The organism is Lacunisphaera limnophila (assembly GCF_001746835.1).
GTDB lineage: Bacteria > Verrucomicrobiota > Verrucomicrobiia > Opitutales > Opitutaceae > Lacunisphaera > Lacunisphaera limnophila.
Genome location: NZ_CP016094.1, coordinates 1,542,337 through 1,556,975 on the forward strand (window position 1 = coordinate 1,542,337; position 14,639 = coordinate 1,556,975).

Annotated in this window: 10 protein-coding genes; all 10 read right to left on the reverse strand. The window is 68.7% G+C overall.

Annotation, left to right across the window (positions count from 1 at the left end):
* Positions 1-6 precede the first annotated feature (6 nt).
* The gene (locus tag Verru16B_RS06455) at positions 7-936 is read right to left on the reverse strand and encodes a ThuA domain-containing protein (protein ID WP_157772281.1); all 930 of its coding nucleotides are present in this window, start codon (positions 934-936) and stop codon (positions 7-9) included.
* Between the two features lie 92 nt (positions 937-1,028).
* Positions 1,029-3,146, reverse strand: a complete 2,118-nt coding sequence (locus Verru16B_RS06460; protein WP_069961514.1) for a glycoside hydrolase family 43 protein — start codon at positions 3,144-3,146, stop codon at positions 1,029-1,031.
* A gap of 115 nt (positions 3,147-3,261) precedes the next feature.
* Positions 3,262-4,545 (reverse strand): rhamnogalacturonan acetylesterase, encoded by a 1,284-nt coding sequence (locus Verru16B_RS06465; protein ID WP_083270154.1) that lies wholly within the window; start codon positions 4,543-4,545, stop codon positions 3,262-3,264.
* A gap of 35 nt (positions 4,546-4,580) precedes the next feature.
* Entirely contained in the window at positions 4,581-6,947 is a 2,367-nt protein-coding gene (locus tag Verru16B_RS06470) for a glycoside hydrolase family 95 protein (protein ID WP_069961516.1), read from the reverse strand.
* A 32-nt stretch (positions 6,948-6,979) separates the two neighbouring features.
* Positions 6,980-7,861: a PKD domain containing protein gene (locus Verru16B_RS06475; protein ID WP_069961517.1), complete on the reverse strand. Its 882-nt coding sequence runs from the start codon at positions 7,859-7,861 to the stop codon at positions 6,980-6,982.
* Positions 7,861-8,802 (reverse strand): alpha/beta hydrolase, encoded by a 942-nt coding sequence (locus Verru16B_RS06480; protein ID WP_069961518.1) that lies wholly within the window; start codon positions 8,800-8,802, stop codon positions 7,861-7,863. Before Verru16B_RS06480 ends, Verru16B_RS06475 begins: the two co-directional genes overlap by 1 nt.
* Positions 8,803-8,821: 19 nt before the next feature.
* Positions 8,822-9,874, reverse strand: a complete 1,053-nt coding sequence (locus Verru16B_RS06485; protein WP_069961519.1) for a glycoside hydrolase family 43 protein — start codon at positions 9,872-9,874, stop codon at positions 8,822-8,824.
* A gap of 69 nt (positions 9,875-9,943) precedes the next feature.
* A complete protein-coding gene (locus Verru16B_RS06490) occupies positions 9,944-11,629 on the reverse strand; it encodes an alpha-L-fucosidase (protein WP_069961520.1) in 1,686 nt (561 codons plus the stop codon).
* Between the two features lie 189 nt (positions 11,630-11,818).
* Positions 11,819-12,856 (reverse strand): glycoside hydrolase family protein, encoded by a 1,038-nt coding sequence (locus tag Verru16B_RS06495; RefSeq protein WP_083270155.1) that lies wholly within the window; start codon positions 12,854-12,856, stop codon positions 11,819-11,821.
* A gap of 185 nt (positions 12,857-13,041) precedes the next feature.
* Positions 13,042-14,586, reverse strand: coding sequence for an alpha-N-arabinofuranosidase (locus tag Verru16B_RS06500; protein ID WP_083270156.1), 1,545 nt, complete (start codon positions 14,584-14,586; stop codon positions 13,042-13,044).
* Positions 14,587-14,639: the final 53 nt, after the last annotated feature.

Below are 14,639 nucleotides of genomic sequence, written 5' to 3' on the forward strand. Positions count from 1 at the left end.
GACGGCTCAGGGCGTGGCGGGCAGCGGTATATCCCCGCGTACGGAGACTTTTTCGGCGGTCGGGAAATCAGCGGGCACGGGATAATCAGCCGGGCGGCCGGCAAGCCACTGGAGGGCGCGGACCATGACGGTCTGCAGGCCGGCGCAGCGCATGCGGGCTGGCTGGGTGTCGCCTTTCCAGACATGGCCGAAGGTGGAGGTGTAGACGCGGCCGCGGCCGTAATCGACAGTCCACTCCAGCGGCCATTCCTGTTTCGTGTCCGGATCGAAACCGTGGGAAAGCACCGTGAGATTCTCCGCCGGACCGCGGGCGAAATAGTAGACCTCGATGTCGGGGGTGAGCCAGGAGCGCGGAAGGCCGGCGTGCAGCGGGTGGTCGCCGAGGCGGTGGACGACGGTGTCGAGGCGGTTGCCGTGGCCGGTGTCGCGCCCCTCGCCGGCCGGGATGCGGATGGTCCGGCCATCGGGGCCGACGGCCAGGGCCCAGCCGAAGGTCTTTTTGCGCCAGCCGAGACCGATCATCTCATTGTAGGCGGGCCAGCCGGCGAAGGCGTTGTTGCCGGCGTGCCAGACGTAGAGTCCGCCGCCGTTCCGCACGTAGGCCTCGAAATCCTCCTCCACCGCGCGCGGCCATCGGGGGCCGCCGCCGAGGTCGTTGCAGGTCTGGATGACGACGTCGTGGTCGGAGAATTTGGGACGCCAGGTATCCCAGCCCGGGGAGTCTGCGGTGGCCGGGGCGGTCGAGACCGTGACGGTGAACTGGCCGGTGGGCTCGAGGATGCCGCGGATCAACGCGGTGGTGAGGCGCCAGTCATGGTTGCTGTAGCCGTCGACGATGAGCACCCGGAGGGGGGCGGGACCGGCGGGCGAGGCCACGCCGAGCGTCCAGCCCAAGGCCAGCCACAGGAGCAGACAGACGGGGGTAACGCGTCGCACGGAGATCACGGTGACGGTGGGATCGGTCGGTTCGAGGGGTGCCGTGGTTGACCGTAATGTGGGCGTCGGACGATCGAACCCGGATCAGGCTGTCATTCGGCCGCGACCTCGGCCCAGGTGAGCACGGTGCCGTCGCGGCGGTTGGGGGTGGTGCCGGGCCAGTCGGCGCCGTAGGGCTCACCGGTGTCGGGGGCGAGGCCGACGAACCGGTTGGTGTGCAGCGAAAGCAGCATGCACTGGCGGTCGCGGAGCAGGTCCTGCCACATGAAAAGACTCGCCGCGGATTCCTGCTTCAGCGGGCGGACGTCGGCGGAGAGACCGGCGCCGACGACGGTGAGGAAACCGCTGCCGTCCATGACCTCGAGGGCGACGCGACCCTGGCCGCGGTCGTGGACGCGGAAACGCGCCTGCGGGCTGCTGGCCGGCTTCGAGCCGGGCGCGGCCGAATGGAGCATGCCGTGCGGGTTGGCCCAGACGACGGAGCCGTTGGCGAGGTTGGTGAAGGTGATGACCTTTCCGAGAGGCAGGTTTGGCGTGCGATCGGCCAGCGGTTCCTCGACGCGGAAGCCGGCGAAGTCGGCGTGGCCGCCTTCGCGGCCGGCGGTGTTGAAGGCGAAGAGGCCGAGGCGCGTGCCCTGGAAGGTCTTCAACTGGTAGGGCAGGCGGATCTCGCCGCCGATGTCGGTGAAGGTCCGGCCGTCGGTGCTGTAGCTGAGGCGGGCGACATCCTCGTCGAGATCGGCGGTGGCGCGGAGCCAGACGCGCGGCGCGGGCAACGGTTGGTCGAGGGTCTGATTTTTGAACTGGTCGTAGTGGCGGAGCACGAAGCCCGCGTCGGTCGACGCGACGCCGAGCGTGGCGAAGGGCATGTTCACGAGCGCGAGGCCGGCGGTGTCGCCGGGTTGCAGGCCGGAGGCATCGAGCTCGGCCGTCACGACGGAGACCGGGCCGATGGCGCGCTGCGTGAGCGTGTTCTTGGCCCAGAGCAACTGGGTGGCGGGGAGGGTGTGCAGGCGGAGGGAGCCGGGGTTTTCCGTGAGCGACCATTTCGCGTTCACCGGGTTGTGGTTCCATTGCCAGACGGGCAGGAGCTTCGGGCCGGCGAAATCGTCGCTACGCTCATAGGGGGCGTGAGGTTCGACCTTGGCAGCGACGGCGGGCTTGGTCCAAGTGCGCGGTGAGCGGCCGAGGTTGCCGGGCAGGCCGAAGTACGGCCAGCCGTCCACCCAGGTGACGGGCGAGAGCGCGGTGGTGCGGCCGACGGAGCGGAAATCGAGCATGGAGAAACCCCACCAGTCGCCGTTGGGCAGGTCGACGATGCCGCCCTGGTGCATGGGCACGGCGGCGTGCTGGTTGCCGCCCGGGGCGGAGAGTTGGAAGGTCGCGCCGGGCTCCGGCACCTTCATGCCGAGGCCGATGGGGTTGAGCGACCAGCCGCGTTGGGTGCCGAGGGTTTCCTTGGCGGCGATGACGCGGGTCTCGTAGGGCCCATGCACGTGGTCGGCGCGGGCGGCCTGCATGCGGCCGGTGGGCGCGTAGTTGGCGCTGAGGATGTGATACTGGCCCTTGATCTTGTAGAAGTGGTGGCCCTCCCCCATGGCATTGCCGCGCGGGATGACGACGCGCTCGCTGCCGGCGATGAAACCGCTGAGGTCGGGCTTGAACTCGATGACCTTCACCTCGTCGTAGCCGTAGACGGCGTAGATGCGGCCGTCGTCGTCGAAGAGCACGGACAGGTCGTGGATGCCCGTCTGGATGCTGCGGTGCGCCCAGGGGCCGGCGGGATTGTCGGCGGTGAAGACCTGCAGGCTGTGGCCGTTGACGTTGGAGAAGAGGTAGAACTTGCCGTTGTGATAGCGGATGCACGGCGCCCAGATGCCCTGGCCATAGGCTTCCTTGCCGTTCTCGAGGTTGAAATCCGGCCCGAGCTCGAGGCGGTCGAAGGCGTAGCTGAGGAATTTCCAGTTCACGAGGTCCTTGGAGTGCAGGACCACGAGGCCCGGCATCGCGTGCATCGTGGTGCCGGCGAGGTAGAAGTCCTCGCCCACACGGATCAGATCGGGATCGGAGAACTCGTCATAGAAGAGCGGGTTCGTGTAGGTGCCGTTGCCGTTGTCGGCGGTCCAGGATACCGCGCGCGGCGCGGCGGCGAGGACCGGGGTGGCGGCGAGCAGGAGCAAAGCGGCAAGGCGGGGCAGGCGGGGGCGCATGGGGCGATCGGGGTTGGGCCGGATACTGGACTCCGGCGCGGGGTGCGCAAACCTGCACGCGGTCGCCGGGAAACGGAAGCCCCGGGCCCGCTTTACCGTCACGTGGGGGATGGATTCAGTTGCCCCGGGGCGTTTCCGTGCGGCGCTGCGGGCTGGCGGGCAGCGTGAAGGCAGCCGGATCGTCGGGCTGCGTCGGGTTGTAGCCGGTAAAATCCTCGGTGAGGAAGGGTTCGAGCGACAGGCGCGTGTCGCGGATGCCCTGGGCCACGGCTTTCGCGAGTTGGTAGGCGCCGTAGTTGTTGTGGTGGGTGGCGTCCTGGCCGCCGTTGCTGAAGGCGAGGGGGGCGCGGTCGGGGCCGAGGGCCTCGTAGAGCGCGCGGCTGGCGGCCTCTAGGTCGATGAGCGGGACCTTTTCCGCGGCGGCGACGGCGCGCACGGCGGCGGGGTAGTCGCCGTGGGTGTTGCGGATCTTGCCGTCGGGGCCGAAATTCCGGCGCTGGGGCGAGGTCACGAGCACGGGCGTGGCGCCGCGCAGGCGGATCTCGGCGAGATAGGTGCGCAGGTAGGCCGGGTAGGTGGTGGCGGCCTCGACGTAGGTCTGCGGCCAGTTCTTTTTCTGGTCGTTGTGCCCGAATTGAAGGAAGACCCAGTCGCCGGCCTGGAGCTGCGAGAGCACCTTGGCGAAGCGCAGGCCGGTGAGGAACGACTTCAGCGTCTCGCCCGACTCGGCGTGGTTGGCGACGGCGACCTCCGGCCGGAGGAAGCGCGGGAGCATCTGGCCCCAGCTGGCGCCGTCTTCCCACCGCTGGTCGGTGACAGTGGAGTCGCCGAGGAGGAAGACGGTGGGGTGGTGCACCCGGGTCACGGCGACCGATTGCACTTGGGGCGAGGGACCGTTGAACTCGAGGGTGAGCTTCTTGTCCCAGGTGAAGGAGCCCAACTCGCGGTCGTTGAGCAGGACGGTGGTCCCGCCGGGCGCGTTGCCCGGCAGGGGGGGCAGGATGGGATCACGCACATTGACCACAAAGAAGCGGCGCACGTCTTCGCCCGGGGCGGTCTTGACCGACTCGAGCATCAGGCGGCGCGATTCCGCCTTCACGGTGGTGTCGCCGGCTACCGGGCCCCGGAAGAGGACTTCGACCAGCCAGTTTCCTTCCGGCACCGCGACGGAGTAGATGAACGGCCGGCCCTCCGTGTTGTGTCCGGTGCCGAATTCATAGCCGGAGCCGCGCTCGGTCGTGAAGGGTGCGGGGTCGGAGAGATCATAGGCCGTCCAGCGCGTGACGTCAGCCCAGCTCAGAACCGGGAAGGTCGCAATAAGCGCGGAAAGCGCCAACGACCGCAGCCGGAAAAATCCCCGCGGATTACACGGATGACCGGCTGGGGTGAAGTGGGTCATTTTTCGTGTCTCTTGGTGACTTTTCGTGGCCAAGTTCAGTCCAGGCTCGGCCCGAAGGTGCGGGACTCGCCGGGCTTAAGATCCACGGCGACGATCTTGTCGCCGTAGCGGAGGGAGCCGCCGGTGCCGGTGACGCTGCGCACGGTGGCGGAGGTGAGCTTGCCGTCGGCCCAGGCGAGATCGACCTCGTAGCCGCCGCGGGCGCGGAGGCCTTTGACCGAGCCGGTGGGCCAGACTTTCGGCAGGGCGGGCAGGAGTTGGATCTCAAATTTCAAATCTGAGACTTGAGAGGTGGCCGTCCCGGCCGAGCGGTGGCTTTGGAGCAGCATCTCGGCGATGCCGGCGGTGCCGCCGAAGTTGCCATCGATCTGGAAGGGCGGGTGGGCGTCGAAGAGATTGGGGTAGGTGCGCTCGGGGCGGAGCAGGAGCTTGAGGATGCCCATGGCGTGTTCGCCGTCGTGGAGGCGGGCCCAGAGGTTGAGGCGCCAGCCGATGGCCCAGCCGGTGGCGTCGTCGCCGCGCAGCTCGAGGGACTTGCGGGCGGCGGCGGCGAGGGCGGGCGTCCGGAGGACGTCGATCTGCTCGCTGGGATAGAGGGCGTAGAGGTGCGAGGTGTGGCGGTGATGCTGCTCGGGCGCGCCAGCGTCCCAGTCTTCCATCCATTCCTGCAGCTGGCCCTGGGCGCCGATGCGGTCCGGGGGGAGCTTGGCGCGGGTGGCGATGAGTTGCGCGCGGAATTCGGCATCCACGCCGAGGATCTCGGAGGACTGGATGCAGGCGGCGAAGAGGTCGCGCAGGATCTGGTTGTCCATGGCCGGGCCGGCGGCGATGGAGACGTCGCCGCGGTGGGCGTTCTCCGGGGAATTCGAGGGGCTGGTGACGAGCCAGTCGCCGCCGTGGCTCTTCTCGGGGACGAGGGTCTCGAGGAAGAACTGCGCGGAGCCCTTCATCAGCGGGTAGGCGCGCGCGAGGAAGGCGCGGTCGCCGGAGAAGAGGTAGTGTTCCCAGAGGTGGTAACAGAGCCACGCACCGCCGGTGGGCCACATGCCCCAGCGGGCGCCGTCGATCGGGCCGGTGGCGCGCCAGAGGTCGGTATTGTGGTGGGCGACCCAGCCGCCGGCGTTGTAGTGGTCCTTGGCCATCTTGGCGCCGGTCTGGCTGAGATCCTCGATCAGCCCGAAGAGCGGTTGGGTCAGCTCGGCGAGATTGGTGATCTCAGCCGGCCAGTAGTTCATCTCGGTGTTGATGTTGATGGTGTACTTGCTGCCCCAGGGCGGCGTGAGGCTGTCGTTCCAGATGCCTTGGAGGTTGGCGGGCTGGGTGCCGGGGCGGGAGCTGCTGATGAGCAGGTAGCGACCGTACTGGAAGAAGAGCGCGGCGAGGGCGGGATCGTTCTCCGTGGCGAAGCGGCGCACGCGCTCGTCGGTGGGGAGGTCGGCGGACGGCGTGCGGCCGAGGTCGAGGGCGACGCGGCGGAACAGGCGCTGGTGCTCGGCGGTGTGGGCGGCGAGGAGTTGGTCGAAGCTCTTGGTGGCCGCGGCGGCGAGCGTGGCGCGGTTGAGGGCGGCGGGGTCGCCGCTGACGTCGTTGTACTTCTTGAAGCTGGTGGCGGCGGCGATGAGCACGAGCGCGGAGCGGGCGCCGCTGACATGGATCTGCTGGCCGTCGGCGCGGAGCGTGCCGCCCTCGGGGATGACCTGCACGCGGGCTTGGAAGGTCAGGGCGCCGGGGATGCCGGCGGAAGCGCCGTTGCGGCCGTCGAGGAGGAGGATGTTGTCGCCCTCGGTGCGGCTGTTGGCCTGCTGGTGGCTCTGGGCCCCGAGCGTGAAGGTGAGGCGGCCCTGGTCGGGGCGGTTGGGGGCGGTCGCGGTGATCCGCATCACGATCACCTGGTCCACGGGGCTGGCGAAGACCTCGCGCACGTGGACGGTGCCCCAGGCGCTGGTGCCGATGGTGAGTCGGGTGGTGGCGACGGCGGTGTCGAGGTTCAGTTCGCGACCGTAGGTGGCGGCCGGCTCGCCGCCGGCGAAGGTGAACATCAGGTCGCCGACCGTCTGGTACGGCATCTGGGTCATCGGCTTCGACATGAACTTCGCCTGGGTGAGCTTCTGCGCGGCCTCGTGGTCGCCGGCGGCGATGAGGCGGCGGATTTCAGGCAGGGCGGCGAGGGCCTCGGGGTTGGCGGGGTCGTAGGGGCCGCCGGCCCAGAGCGTGTCCTCGTTGAGCTGGAGGCGTTCCTGGTGGATGCCGCCGAAGACCATGGCGCCGAGGCGACCGTTGCCGACGGGCAGGGCCTCGACCCACTCGGCGGCGGGGCGGGTGTAGCGCAGCGTAAGATCCGGCGCGGCGGCGAGGGGAGCGACCAGGCTGAGCAGCAGGAGGGGGAGGTGGCGGGGTTTCATAAAGGAGGAAAGGATTTAGCGAAGCGGGCGATTCAAGGTGTCAGGGTGGGCTCGGGCGGCATCAGCCGGAAGGCGCAAAGCAGCGATGCATGGCCGAAGGCGGCGCGCTGCGGCGAGAGGCACCAGAACCCGCGGGGTGTCGGGCCGTCATAGTCGATCACGATCCAGGACAGGCCGATGATCTTGTTCTCCGTCAGGAGGGAAGTCACGGAGCGTTCCGGACCCTCGGCGCCGGCGTAGTCGAAGGGCGTGAGGTAAAACTCGACCGTGATCTTGCCGCCTTCGCCCGGCTTCACGGTGAAACGCTGGGCCGACTTCGCCCAAGGCGCGTCCTTGATCCAGGTGCCCGCGCCGAGGATGAAGGCCCAGTCCTTGTTCACGGCGGGGGTGAACACGTGGTAGTTCTGCGCGTGGACCCCGTGCAGGGCGCGGCGCGCGGCCTCGGCGTCGATCCGCGGCTCGGCCCGCAGGTCGGCCGGGGCGATGAGGTCGGGCGTCCACACGCTCTTTTGGTCCCGGGCGACGAAGGGGCCGCCGGAGGCGTCGCCATCCACCATGACCTCGAAGGTGTCGTTGCGCAGGCCGGGTTGGGCGAAGTCCCAGTAGTCATCCTCGGCCTCGTAGAGGAAATAAAGCCGGTCCTCTCCCTTGACCCAGCCGACCTTCACGCGCACCGCGAGGGTTGCGTCCCCGGCGGCCGGCGGCTCGGCGGCAGTGTTGTGCAGGTGCGAACGGTCCTCGACGTAGCTCTCGGGCACTTGGGCCCAGTCGGAGGCGTCGCCGTCGATCACGGGTGCGCGGTCGGCCGGGAATTGGAAGACCTGGTAGGTGATGGCGGGCTTCTCCAAGGAGAAGCCCGTGGTCGCGAGCATGGCCGCGAGGATGGGGGACCAGCGACGGGGCATGACGGTCATCAACGCGGGGTGAGCAGGCCGCGAGCGCGCAGCCATTCCTCGGCGCGGTCGGGCCAGTCGGAGGCGGTGCCGAAATCCGGTTTCAAGCCCATGCCGTGGGAGCCGCGCTCGAAAGCGTAGAACTCCGCCGGCACGCCTGCCCGGGTCAGGGCCTGGAAAAAGCGAATGCTGTTCTCGATCGGGACGGATTTGTCCTCCTGCGTGTGGATGAGCAGGGTCGGGGGCGTGGCGGCGGTGACCTGGAGCTCGAGGGAGGCGAGGGCCAGGCTGGCCGGGGTGCGCTGCGCCCCGAGTAGGTTCTGGCGCGAGCCCTCGTGGGTGACGCCGTCGGCCATGCTGATGACGGGGTACATCAAAATGAGGAAGTCGGGCCGCGCGTTGACGGCGTCGAGCGCCGCGCCGGTCCGGCCGTCGGAGTGATCGAAGAGGGTGCCGGCGCTGGCGGCGAGGTGGCCGCCGGCCGAGCTGCCCATCACGCCGAGGCGGGCGGGATTGATTTTGAACTCGGCGGCGCGGGACCGCACGAGGCGGACAGCGCGGAGCACGTCCTGTAGCGGGGCCGGGTGGCCGTATTCCTTCAGGCGGTTCTTGAGGATGAAGGTGGTGACGCCGAGGTGGCTGAGCCAGTGGGCGAACTGGATGCCCTCGCGGTCGTTCGATAGGATGCCGTAGCCGCCGCCCGGGCAGACGATCACGGCCGTGCCGTTGGGCCGGTCGACGGCGGGCCAGTAGACGGTGAGCGTGGGCTCGGAGACGTTGGCGATCCGTCCGCCCTCCTCGAGTCGTTCCGGCCCAAGCGGCCCCAGCGCGGCGGGAGCGTCCGGCCGGACGGCGGCGGGCACGCCCTCGGGCCAGAGGGGAATCACGGGGTGATCGGAAAAGGCGGCGGAGGCGGGGGCAGCAAGGAGGGCGCTCATCAGGAAAAAGACGGGGAGTTTCATGGGGTGGGTTTGATCAGGCTCAGCGGCCAGGTGTGGGAATCGGGTCGTCGGGGCGGGGGACGCCGAAATCCGGCGTGCCGTCGGCGCGCCAGCGGACGGCTTGCACGCGGGTGTGGCGGTTGGGGTCTTTGAGGGGGTCGCCCTTGATCTCCTCATAGCTGCGGGCGTGGTAGACGATGAGGTCGGTCACGCCGTCCTCCGCCACGGTGAAGCCGTGGTGGCCGGGACCGTAGATCCGGTTGGTCTCGCTCGTAACGAAGACAGGCGCGGGTGACTTCACCCACGATTGTGGGTCGAGCAGGTCGGCGTTTTCATCCGCGGTGAGCATCCCCAGGCAATATTCCGGCCCGGTGCCGGCGGCGGAGTAGGTGAGGAAGAGGCGGCCGTTCTTCTTGAGGACGACAGGGCCCTCGTTGACGGCGTAGCGGACCTTCTCCCAGTCGAACTCCGGTTTCGACAGCAGCACGGCCGGGCCGGCCAGGGTGGTGGGCGAGGCCATCGGCGCGATATAGAGGTTGGTGTTACCCGGGATGCCGGGTTGCTGCTGCGCCCAGAGCAGGTAGCGCCGGCCGCGATGCTCGAAGGTGGAGGCGTCGAGCGTGAACGACTCCCAGCCAGTCTTGAGCTGGCCACGCTCGATCCATTCGCCCTCGAGGGGGTTGGCGGCGGTGTTTTCCAGGACGTAGATCCGGATGTTCCAGATCTTTTCGGCTTCACCCGCGGCGAAGTAAATGAACCACCGGCCGTCGAGGTGATAGATCTCCGGTGCCCAGATGTGCGCGCCCATGATGCCCGTGGGGTGTTTGCGCCAGATGACCTTCTCCTCCGCGGTCGGCAGGCCCGCAAGCGTCGGCGCGCGGCGCAGCACGAGGCGGTCATACTCCGGCGCCGTGCCCATGTAGTAATAGAAACCGTCGCTGTGTTTCAGGACATGGGGGTCGGCCCGCTGGAAGATGAGCGGGTTGGGGAGGTCGACGGCAGGAGTGGCGTGGGCGCACAGCGGCAGACACAGCAGGCACCCCAGGGCAAAGCTGGCCAGCATGAATCCCTGGGGCAGGCGGGGGTGGGGCATGACGCGTTAGGATTGGTTTGAAAACACGCTGCCGCAACCGGGAATGCTTCTTACAGTCAGGCGTCGTGGTTAGCGCAGCGAGACCTTGAACACCACGGGGGTGGCGGGGCCGGCGGGCGCGCCGGCGTCGAGGACGAGCGCGGCGGCGGTCTGCGTCCATTTCACCGGGACGGCGGAGCCGAGGAGTACCACGCCGGCGATGGCGCGGTCGAGGCGGCCGGCCGCGGTGCCGAGGGCCGGCACGGCCACGGGCTGGGTGGGGCGCACGAGGCCGATGACATAGAGCGTGCGGCCGTCCGGGCTCTGGGTGAAGCGGACGTCGTCGGCGGTGTAGGGCTTGCCCTTGCCCTCGTTGAAACCCTGGCCGGTGAGCTCGGCGCCGGCGGCGGCCGGGCCCTCGCCGAAGAGCTGCCACGGGCGCGTGCCGAAGATGGCCGAGCGGTTCACTTCCATCCAGGCGGCGATGCCCTCCACGACGGCGAGCGACTGGTCGTCGGGCGTGCCGTCCCCGCGCAGCGGGATGTTGAGGAGCAGGTTGCCGTTCTTGCTGACGATGTCGGCGAGCATCTGAATGACGGTGGAGGCGCTCTTGTAGCGGTTCTCCTCGGCGAGACGCTTCTCGTAGTGCCAACTGCCGATGCAGGTGCAGGTCTGCCAGGGCAGGGCCTGGATGGCATTGGGCGCGCCGCGCTCGACGTCCCACACGAGGGCGCGTTTCTGGTCGGGCGTGAGTACCTTGCCGAAGATCACTACCTCGGCCCGCCCGCCGTGGCGCGCGGCGCTCTGGTTGTAGTAATGCGCGGCGATCTTGAGGCCGGCGTCGCTGACCGGCCAGAGGGGCAGGGCGGTGTCGTCGAAGTAGACCAGGTCCGGCTCGACCCGGTTGATGAGGTCCATCGTGCGGTTGTAGAATTTCTCGCAGTAGGCCAGGTCGGGCGCGGTGATCCCGTTGCCCCAGTCCCAGCGTTCGTGGATTGCGAGGGGTTTCAGGAAATCCGGGGCCGGTGCGTGGCGCTGCTCGTATAGATCCTGCGGGTCGAGGCCGTCCCACCAGGTGCCCTTGCCGTCGGCCGCAGTGAGCTTGCCGTCGTAGGGGACGCCGGCGAGCGGGCCCTGGGTGTCGGCGCCCTGGGCGGGCTCGTACCAGCTCCAGGCGTGGGCGGCGTGGATGCTGACGCCGAACTTTAGGCCCTGGGCGCGCGCGGCCTTGGCCCAGCCGGCGATGAGATCCTTCTTGGGGCCGACGCGCACGGAATTCCAAGGCTGGTATTTGGAATCCCAGAGGTCGAGGTTGTCGTGGTGGTTGGCGAGGGCGAAGAAGTACTCGGCGCCGGCGCGCTTGTAGAGGGCGACGAGCTTGTCGGGATCCCAGTTCTCCGCCTGCCAGCGGTGGATGACCTCCTTGAAGCCGGCCTGCGACGGGTGGCCGTAGGTCTCGCGGTGAAAGGCAGTGACGTTGGGGCCCCAGGCGGGGCCATTTTCAAAATAGAGGTGGCGGGCGTACCAGTCGCCCATGCCGGGCTCGCACTGCGGGCCCCAGTGGGCCCAGATGCCGAACTTCGCGTCGCGAAACCAAGCCGGTGCCTCATAGCCGCGCAGGGAGTCCCAGGTCGGCGCGAAGGGGCCGGCGGCGACGGGCTCGCGCGCGGTGCTGACGATGACGGTGGGCACGGCGTCGCTCGGGATCGACGCGAGCGCGGCGGCGGGGATCAGGGCAGGCAGCAGGACACGGAGGAGGCGGACGGCGGTTTTCATGGGGCGGGAAAGCGGGGTACGCGGACGGGGACCGGTCGGACGGGGGGATGCGGTCATGATGTACACTCTGGGCGGCGCGGCCACTCCCGTCGCATGGAGATAGCCGGCCGAATGATGGATATAATGGGCGGCGGGTGAGAACGCCCAACCTAGGGCAAGGTCACCCGCGCTCCAAACCGGAGGCACGTCTCAGCGTGGCGGGAGCGCGATGGGCGTGGGGGCGTTGCGGTCGGCGGTGAGGACGCCGTCCTGCTCCATTAGCTCCACGACCTGGATCGAGCTGCGGCGGAGTTCGAGGTTGTCCTGGTCGTCGGGGCTGATCGTGCCGGACCGACCGGGGTGCGTGAAATAAAAGAGGTAGGCGCGATCACCGGCGACCACGACGCCCGGGTGGCCGCCGTTCACGCCGTCGTCGGCGCCCGTGCCGGGCACGCCGAGGAGGTCGCCGGTCTGCGCGGTCCAGGCGGTCAGGTCGTCGGAGCGGTAGACGCCAAGGCCCTTCCAGAGATCGACGAGCATCCAGTAGGAGTTCTTCCAGCGGAAGACATACGGACCCTCGCCGGGGCGCTCGCCGACGCCGGCGGCCTTACCGCGGTTGGTCCAGGTGGAGAGATCGGGGCTGTCGGCGTAGTAGATGGATTTGCGGTCGCGTTCGTTGTTGTACCACATCCGCCAGCCGCCGCCGGGTAGGGCGTGCACGCCGGCGTCGATCACGCGGTCGGAGGCGAGGGTCAACGCGGAGACGTAGGTCCATTTCCGCAGGTCGGCGCTCGTGAGGTGGACGATGCGCCGCGGGTGTTGCCAGGTTTCGAAGATCCCGGGCACGACCGTGAGATACATGTGGTGTACGCCGTCGGGGCCAGTGATGACGTCGGGTGCCCAGTGGGTGGGCTCCGTGCCGCCGATCTCCGGCGGGAGTTCGATATCGGCCGTGCCGAGGTAGGACCACGCGGCGCCGTCGACCGACTCGGCGATACCGATGTGGCAGCCGTGGACCCAGGCGACGCCGGACAGGCCGGCGACGTTGGCGCGGCGGTTGGTGTAGAACATCCACCAGCGTTGGGCGGTGGGATTCCAGACGATGACGGGGTCGGCCGCGCCGTCGTGAACCGGGTCGCGGTAGAGGGGTTTTGGCGCGATGGGGTCGGTGGATGCGGCGGCGAAGGCCGGGGACAAGCCCGGGGCGGCAAGCAACGCGAGCAGGACGGGGAGGAGAAGCGATTTCATGGGGGGTAATTCCGTCATCCTGAGCATCGCGAAGCATGACGGTTGCGGTGCGTTGTAGGGCGGGGTCACCGAACCCCGCCTGGTCGGATGGAGGGCCCAGCTCCCGCTGGGCCACGGCACATCAGGTGATGCGCCCTCCGCAAATTCAGGCGGGGTTCGGCGACCCCGCCCTACAACTAGCCAGCTCAGAGCGTCAGCACCACGACGGATTTGGCGGGGAGTTCGATGGTGAGGGTGTCGCCGGTCCGCGTTGCACCTATGAAGGCGACAGGCCGGACGACCTCGGGCACGGCGAAGGTGTTGTGTGCGTCCATCGCGGCGGCGGTGAGGATGCGGCCGGAGACCGGGGCGACCGGCACGCCTTCGAGGGTGGTGGTGACGGTGATGGCGTCGGTCGGGTGCAGGTTCACGAGGGAGACGTGGACCTTGCCGGCGGCGTCGCGCGAGGCGGAGGCGCTGACGCGCGGGAGTTTCTCGGCGCCGTAGACGTAGTCGGGGGATTTCAGCTCCAGGGGCAGGCTCGTGGCGCCCTGGTGGACCTTGAACATCTCGAAGACGTGGTAGGTCGGCGTGAGGAGCATTTTCTCGTTGTCGGTGAGGATGACGGCCTGGAGCACGTTCACCATCTGCGCGATGTTGGCCATCGTGACGCGGTCGGCGTGTTTCTGGAAGATGTGGAGGTTCAGGCCGGCAACGACGGCGTCGCGGAGCGTGTTGTTTTGACGGAGGAAGCCGGGGTTGGTGCCGGGCTCGACATCATACCAGGTGCCCCACTCGTCGACGACGAGGCCGACCTTCTTCTGCGGGTCGTACTTGTCCATGATCGCGCTGTGCTTGGTGACGAGGGTCTCCATGAGCAGAGTGTTGCGCATCGTGGTGAACCACTGGTCCTCAACGAAGCCGGTGGCGGGGCCCTTCTTGCCCCACTGGCCGGTGGGGAGCGTGTAGTGGTGGAGGGAGAGGCCGTCCATCTGGCGCGCGGCGCTGGCCATGAGCTCCTCGGTCCAAGCGTAGTTGTCGCCGTTGGGGCCGCAGGCGATGCGCTGGACGCGGAAGCCGCGGTCGTAGTTCTTGATGAACGTGTTGAAGTGCTTGTAGACGTCCGCGTAGTACTCGGGGCGCATGTTGCCGCCGCAACCCCAGGTCTCGTTGCCGACGCCGATGTACTTCACACGCCAAGCTTTCTCACGGCCATGGGCGCGCCGGAGGTTGGCCATGGGGGACTGGGCGTCGCTGGTCATGTACTCGACCCACTCCTGGGTCTCCTGCACGGTGCCGCTGCCGACGTTGACGGACACGAAGGCCTCGCAGCCGAGCTGTTCCACGAGGTCGAGGAACTCGTGCGTGCCGAAATGGTTGTTCTCCACCACGCCACCCCAGTGGGAGTTGTACATGGAGGGACGCTTTTCGCGCGGGCCGATGCCGTCCTTCCAGTGATACTCGTCGGCGAAGCAGCCACCCGGCCAGCGGAGGACGGGGATGTGGAGATTCTTCAGCGCTCCGACCACGTCGTTGCGGATGCCGCGGGTGTTCGGGATGGGGGAGTCGGGGCCGACCCAGAGGCCGCCGTAGATGCAGTGGCCGAGGTGCTCGGCGAAGTGGCCGTAGATCTCGCGGCTGATGACGGGACCGGACGAGCCGGCGCGGAGGGTGAGGGTGGCGGTCTCGGCGGCCGGCAGGCCGGCAACGGCCAAGGCCAGCAGGCCCAGGAGGGGGAGGGGGCGTTTCATGGGGCGGGTGGGGTGCGCCGAGCAAGGCGGCTTTGCCGGCCCGCTGCAAACTG

What these genes read in the sequence shown, in the direction of transcription:
- Verru16B_RS06460 (WP_069961514.1), bottom strand. Translation starts at nt 3,146, where the DNA reads ATGCGCCCCCGCCTGCCCCGCCTTGCCGCTTTGCTCCTGCTCGCCGCC.
- Verru16B_RS06465 (WP_083270154.1), bottom strand. Translation starts at nt 4,545, where the DNA reads ATGACCCACTTCACCCCAGCCGGTCATCCGTGTAATCCGCGGGGATTT.
- Verru16B_RS06470 (WP_069961516.1), bottom strand. Translation starts at nt 6,947, where the DNA reads ATGAAACCCCGCCACCTCCCCCTCCTGCTGCTCAGCCTGGTCGCTCCC.
- Verru16B_RS06475 (WP_069961517.1), bottom strand. Translation starts at nt 7,861, where the DNA reads ATGACCGTCATGCCCCGTCGCTGGTCCCCCATCCTCGCGGCCATGCTC.
- Verru16B_RS06480 (WP_069961518.1), bottom strand. Translation starts at nt 8,802, where the DNA reads ATGAAACTCCCCGTCTTTTTCCTGATGAGCGCCCTCCTTGCTGCCCCC.
- Verru16B_RS06485 (WP_069961519.1), bottom strand. Translation starts at nt 9,874, where the DNA reads ATGCCCCACCCCCGCCTGCCCCAGGGATTCATGCTGGCCAGCTTTGCC.
- Verru16B_RS06490 (WP_069961520.1), bottom strand. Translation starts at nt 11,629, where the DNA reads ATGAAAACCGCCGTCCGCCTCCTCCGTGTCCTGCTGCCTGCCCTGATC.
- Verru16B_RS06495 (WP_083270155.1), bottom strand. Translation starts at nt 12,856, where the DNA reads ATGAAATCGCTTCTCCTCCCCGTCCTGCTCGCGTTGCTTGCCGCCCCG.
- Verru16B_RS06500 (WP_083270156.1), bottom strand. Translation starts at nt 14,586, where the DNA reads ATGAAACGCCCCCTCCCCCTCCTGGGCCTGCTGGCCTTGGCCGTTGCC.